The organism is Frankia sp. CgKIO3 (genome assembly GCF_977946435.1).
Map to the genome: position 1 here is coordinate 1 of NZ_CDWTMO010000214.1, position 5,663 is coordinate 5,663.

Consider the following 5,663-nt stretch of genomic DNA (forward strand, 5'->3'; position numbering starts at 1 on the left):
ATCCCCTACTTCCCCGTTATCGGTAGGTAGGACCGCGCGAAACCTTCAAAAGTCAGATCATCCGAGGCCTCGCGGTCCACCGGGTGGTTGTCCTTGCCGCCCATCCAGTAGTTTCAGATCCGAGCTGAATGCGGCGTCGCCGTGTCGATCTTCGGATGGTCCGTCGGGTTCCCGGTGCCATTGTGCTGCTCAGCTACGTCTCTCCTTACGCTGGCTCGGCCGGGTGCACCCGGCGAAGCAGGAAGATCCAGACGGAATGTGGCCTGTGGGCCAGCCTCGGCTGCCGATTTGAGGGTATAGCTATCGCAAATGGCGGCGGATCAACTACCGGGACATGTACTCTCAACCGGCCTGGTCGGTCGATTTGACGCGTCCGGGCCCGCGTCCTTCTATAGCTTCATGACTATGGGTAGTCAGTTGATTCGAAAGGTGTTGCTGTCCGCCGTCGGGCTGGGGGTCCTGTCGGCGCTTGCCGCGGCACCCGCGGCCGCCGGCGGTGGCCGGGGCGGGCCGACGCCCGGCTCCGGCGCCGCGGAGACCTTCCTTCAAGCGACACTCATGCCGTTGAACCATTCCGGCGCCCACAGCACCGCTACCGCGATTCTGCGGGGCGACCAACTCACCATCTCGATCTCCAGTCGCGGGCTGGCGCCGGGTCTGCCGCACGCGCAGCATATCCATATCGGTGGCCGCCATGTCTGCCCACCGCCGGACGTGACCGGCACCGGCGTCCACGGCCGCTTCCGGACCGTCGACGGCAAACCGTGGCGTGGCCCGGTCGCGGTGTCGCTGATCACGTCCGGCGACACCAGCCCGGCCAGCGAGGTGGCGGTGGCGAGGTTCCCGGTTGGGAATGCGACCTACCACCGCACGTTCACGGTCACCCCGGCGGTAGCCGCGCAGTTGCGGGCCGGTGAGGGCGTGATCGAACAGCACGGCGTCGATTTCAGCCACAACGGCCGCTACGATGGCCCCGGCCGCAGCGAGCTCAATCCGGCCCTGCCCGAGGAGGCAACCGACCCGGCGGCCTGCGGCAGGCTCGTCCCGACGGCCGGCGGCACGCCCAGGTGAACTGATCGACCGTCGTGGCGCAGGTGGGACACCTGCGCCACGACGGGCAATCGTAACGAAGTCGGCGAACGGATCGGTTCACCAGCGTGGCGTCCGGCGAGTCCGCCGGGGTCGTACGCCGGCCGCCCAGCCGCGGCTCCCAGCGGGGCCCTGGTGCACGAGCGCCATGCCCGCGTCGGTGAGCATCGGTTGCAGACCACGCAGGATGTCGAGATAGGTCGCGCGTGCTGCGAGCGCCACGCCGGCGCGCAGTTCCGGGCGTCGGTGCGCGGCGGCGCCATGACGCACCACGGCCAGCGCCGCCATGCTGGCCGAGCCGGGACTGGGGTTCGGGTCTGCCGGTGGCGGAGGCTTGCCGTCGCCGAGTGCCTCGGCGAACCGCAGGTACCAGTCGCACAGCTCGGTCGTCTCCACCATGACCGCTTCCTGGGCGGCGGCCAGATCGGGCAGCGCGGCGGAGATCTCCATGGTCGAGGCGATCATGCTGACGCCGCCCCCGGCCCGCAGGATGTCCGCCGGCCAGGGCACGTCGCCGGCGTGCAGCAGCTGCGCGGTCCGGCGCAGCCGCAGCGCCCCGCCGACGACGGTCATGAGCGCGTCGACCTCGAGCCGGCCGTCAGGCTGCTCCGACAGGTACTGACGGACCGCGTCGTCGAGCAGCCGCCCGGCGCGGATGGCATCGCGGGCCGCGGCGGCCACCTGCTGGTCCCGGCTGGGACGGCGGAGGGCCGCGTCGTCCGAGCCTGCGGTGTCGGCGCCCTCTGTTCGGGAGGCATCGGCTGTTCGGAAGATGCCCTCTGTTCGGGAGGTGTCGACCGTTCGGGATGTGTCGACCCGGCTCACGAGCGCACCGATGGTATCTGCGGGGCCGTCCGGATGGTCCGACATATCGGTATAGGCCGGGTCCAGCCAGGGCGAGGTCCGCGGCCGGGCGCTGGGCGGATCGTCATCACCGGGTGCCCGCATGACGACCAGGGCGAGGAAGGCCGCGCCCATCCGGTAGGCCGCGGCGGCGCGACGTCGGATGACCGCAGCCGCTCCTCGCGGCCACAGCAGCGCTCCCACGGCCAGGCTCACCCCGAAGCCGATCATGACGTCCTGAATGCGGACCAGCCCCATCCGCCAGCCTAACGGTTCAATGATATTGAAAAGGATGAGGATGGCGACGGTGAAGCCTGCCTGGCCCAGCGCGAAGGACGACTTCCGCCGCATGTAGCCGGCGACGAACACGGCCAGCGGCAGCAGCGGCCACAATATTACGGTGTGGGTGCCGATCAGGGCGACGAACAGGCCACCCACCACAGTACCGATCCCGGTGCCCAGCAGGCCCCGCAGGATCGTCGAGCTGGTCGCCACCACGTTCGACCGCAGCACCGATAGGGTACCGAGCACCACCCAGAAGCCGTGCTGCACCTCGGTGTTCTGGGCCAGGGCGACAGCGAGGGCGAGTCCCACGGCGCCGCGGACGCTGTTGCGGAACCACACCGACCGGATGCTGGCATAGCCGGCGGCCAGATCGGTGGCGGCGACGCCTCGCCGGGTGAGCCGCCTTAGCCTGGCGGGCCAGCCCCGCGGCCGCGCCCAGGAGCGCAGCGCCGGTGCCGGCGCGGTCACCTGCAGCACGTTCATCGCCAGCTCTCGGGTCCCCCGGGCCAGTCTGCGCAGCCGGAACGCTTCGGCGATCGCGAGGTCAGCCGACGGCTGCTCCGCCTCGGCGACCACGAGATCATCCGTCTTCTGGGCCGATCGGGCGGTCCACCTGTCAGCGTCCGGCGCCGGCCGGCTGCCTCGCCCCTCCAGGTAGTCCAGCAGGGCTGTGCGCATCCTCCGTTCAGCCCGCTCCAAACGGTCCAGGCCGAGCCGCTCGCCCGGCCGTAGACCGCGGTCGAGTCGATCGGCAGCGGCGGCGAGCGTGGCAGCGGCGGCGGTGTGGATCTCGGCAGCTTCGCGGGGGAAGCATGCCGCCGCGATCCGATTCCGGTCCGCACGCGGTTCGGCGAACGGGACCAACCAGTTGACGTCTACGACGAGATACCCCAGCGCCGCGGTGCGCCCGCCGACACCGCTGGGCCGGTGCGCGGTCTCGGCGAACCTGCGACGCAGGTGGAACACGTCGGTCCAGATCCGGGGAACTTCGTCCGCCCCGGTCCCGTCAGACTGCGGAAAAGGCATGGTTGTCCACGCCACCCCGGCGGCCATCGACCGACACGCCTGAGCCAGTGCGGCACGCAGCCGTGTTGGGGGCCGCTCCGTCCACAGCACCATGGCCGCGGTGACGGCCACCACCATGGCGATCCCCCAGCCGGCGAGCCGTTCCGGAATGGCCGACACCGGGCCAGGCGTCATCACCGACAGGACGAAGGCCATCAGCGTGGCCCGTCCGGCGGCGGCGAAATACGCGTTGAGGACCCCGGAAAACAGCACGATCAGGGCGACCAATGCGGTCACCGGCGCCGCCAGCCAGGGTGTCCGGGAGCACAGTGCGCCGATGACGATGAGCGAGACGGTGATAATCGCGAACGCGACGTAGGCCAACAGCCTGGTCTTGGTCGGCCCGGTGAAGTCGATGAACTCCAGCAGGGTGTAGGCGCCGAACCAGGCGAACAGGCTCAGCCGCACGTCCCCACCAGCCAGATAGGTGACGGCCAGCAGCATGGGGGCGACGAAGGCAACCCGGCCGGCCGCCTTGAGGTTGATCAGCCCGGGGTCGTCGGGGAACGCTCTGGTGAGCCGTCCCAGCCATCCGTCCTGCATCGGCCCCTCCATCTGCCCTGGACCATCGCCGTATCTACTAAACCGTCCTAGCCGAACTGTCCTAGCCGAAGGCCGGTGAATTCGGGGGACCTGAGCACGGTTTGCGGTCCCTGAATCGTGACTGGCTCCCCACAATCCGGCCGCTGCGCAATCATGCGGACCCGGCCTCGGGAACGTTGGTGGCCGCCGCGCTCGCCGGCCGTGTTGTCCTCGAGCAGGGGGACCTACGAGGAGGCTTATCCCAGGCCACTCAGTTCAGATGATCTTACCTGTCGGTAGGCGGAGGCCTGGCACGAGGTCATCGACCAGGGGCCGACCATCGTGGCGCGGCTGTCAGCCTGGTCGAGCCATGTTCGCATTCATCCACGGCCTGGAGGCCAACACCGGCGACCCGGCCGAGCCGGAGCGTCCGTTGACCTGGGGTGTCGAGCTGATTGTGCATGGACTTCGATGCTGCGCTCGATGGCCTAGCGCCGAGGGGCCATGCCGGACGGGCCGGATCGGCCCGAGGACGAGGCAGCGGTCGGCGATGCCGACCTCGCCGACCTGCCCATCGCCGACCAGCGGTACCTGCGCCACATGGGAGTCGTTGGCCGTCGGCGGGACTGGTCGTTCCGCGCCCACTTCACCGGGCGGTTCCGGCTCCGCCCCACTATGCGCTGGATGCCCTGCGGGGCCTGGCAGTACAACACCAGCCCTGCCCTGCAGATCGCACGGCTGTTCCGGATACGTATCCGGTTCGGTCCCGTGCCGATGACCGGCTGGGACATCTACCGGCAGAGACACCGTCGGATGCACGGAAAGCTGGCTGGACTGTTCACAGTCGCCGATGGCTCGAGCTCCGAATTCGACGCTGCTCATTGGGTATGGGGCGGGCCTGAGCATTGCCTCCCAGGTAGTCCAGATTCCCTGAGCCGGTCACGACATGAGATGCTTGCATGGGGGAGCCACAGGCAGCGGTGAAGTCCGTCAGGCCAGACGGCGCGGAGAAGATCAATGATGGGTCAGCTGGCGAGGACGCGCCGTGCCGCCCGGACGAGCGTGCGCACGGCGAGTCGTCGGCAAAGCAGACGGCTGACCATCCGCCCATCGTCCGGGATATCTGCCGCTCTGACATGTCGTTCAACCACGTTGTTCAACCGAGATTTCAAGAATCCTATGCAGTACGGCATTTTGTTCCCTTGGTACGAGTTCCATACTGCTGCGGTCGTCTCTTCAACCGGTATGAGGTCGATGTGCTCTGATACGGCTCTCAGGTGCCGGACGTCGGACGCGTGAGGATACATTCATATCGGTTCTCGGGTTTGACGCCGCTCAGCTCGGCTGCGGTAACGTGCCTCCCGTGCTGGCCGGTGCTGGCCGACACACATCCGGGTGTTCTGCTCGAGAGGAGAAAGAGGGAAAATGGCTCAACAGCAGCAGGTGCAGCAGGTGGAACAGCAGCTGCGGCAGAACTGGCGGCAGATTCGTTACCGAATCCTCGACCAGTTCGGTCAGGTGAGCCCGGCGGACCTTGACTCTGCGACGAGCGTCAACGACCTCGTCCAGCGGATCGCGGACAAGACGCACCACAGCGAGCGGTACGTCGAGAACCGACTCCTGGAGCTTGCGGGAGTAGGCGCGGGTGTTCAGGGTGGAGGAATCGCTGGGGAGCGTTTCGCCTCGGGGCTGGGCGGCGAGCAGCAGCAGGGCCAGCCGTTTGGCGGGGGTCAGCAGTAACCCGATAGACGGGTGATCCGACGACACCGGCCGGAACGCGAAACTCCGCCGGGTTGTCGGATGATTACTGGTTCCAGTCGCTCCGGGGATAGTCATTAAATAAGTTGATCATTTGATCT

4 protein-coding genes and 1 pseudogene are annotated in these 5,663 nt (G+C 68.1%); 3 read left to right on the top strand and 2 right to left on the bottom strand.

Translation table 11 applies throughout. The features are described 5' to 3' along the window. Positions 1 to 59 precede the first annotated feature (59 nt). Positions 60 to 149: pseudogene (locus AC08OJ_RS18115) on the bottom strand (SAM-dependent methyltransferase); the annotation flags it as partial. Positions 150 to 417: 268 nt separating this feature from the next. On the opposite strand from AC08OJ_RS18115, the gene AC08OJ_RS18120 reads away from it, so the two are divergent. Then, positions 418 to 1,071, top strand: coding sequence for a hypothetical protein (locus AC08OJ_RS18120; RefSeq protein WP_476596355.1), 654 nt, complete (start codon positions 418 to 420; stop codon positions 1,069 to 1,071). 78 nt (positions 1,072 to 1,149) lie between these two features. Here the strand turns inward: AC08OJ_RS18120 and AC08OJ_RS18125 are convergent, their stop codons facing one another. Beyond that, positions 1,150 to 3,825 carry an FUSC family protein gene (locus tag AC08OJ_RS18125; protein ID WP_476596356.1) on the bottom strand — a complete coding sequence of 892 codons (2,676 nt, stop codon included), beginning with the start codon at positions 3,823 to 3,825 and terminating at the stop codon, positions 1,150 to 1,152. A 483-nt stretch (positions 3,826 to 4,308) separates the two neighbouring features. Here AC08OJ_RS18125 and AC08OJ_RS18130 point away from each other — a divergent pair, with 483 nt between their 5' ends. After that, on the top strand, positions 4,309 to 4,788 hold the full coding sequence (locus tag AC08OJ_RS18130) for a DUF6544 family protein (RefSeq protein WP_476594443.1): 480 nt from the start codon (positions 4,309 to 4,311) through the stop codon (positions 4,786 to 4,788). Positions 4,789 to 5,229: 441 nt separating this feature from the next. Beyond that, entirely contained in the window at positions 5,230 to 5,544 is a 315-nt protein-coding gene (locus AC08OJ_RS18135; RefSeq protein ID WP_043591342.1) for a hypothetical protein, read from the top strand. Positions 5,545 to 5,663 lie beyond the last annotated feature (119 nt).

Coding starts and splice junctions, on each gene's coding strand:
- AC08OJ_RS18135 (WP_043591342.1), top strand. CDS start 5,230: ATGGCTCAACAGCAGCAGGTGCAGCAGGTGGAACAGCAGCTGCGGCAG.
- AC08OJ_RS18130 (WP_476594443.1), top strand. CDS start 4,309: ATGCCGGACGGGCCGGATCGGCCCGAGGACGAGGCAGCGGTCGGCGAT.
- AC08OJ_RS18125 (WP_476596356.1), bottom strand. CDS start 3,825: ATGCAGGACGGATGGCTGGGACGGCTCACCAGAGCGTTCCCCGACGAC.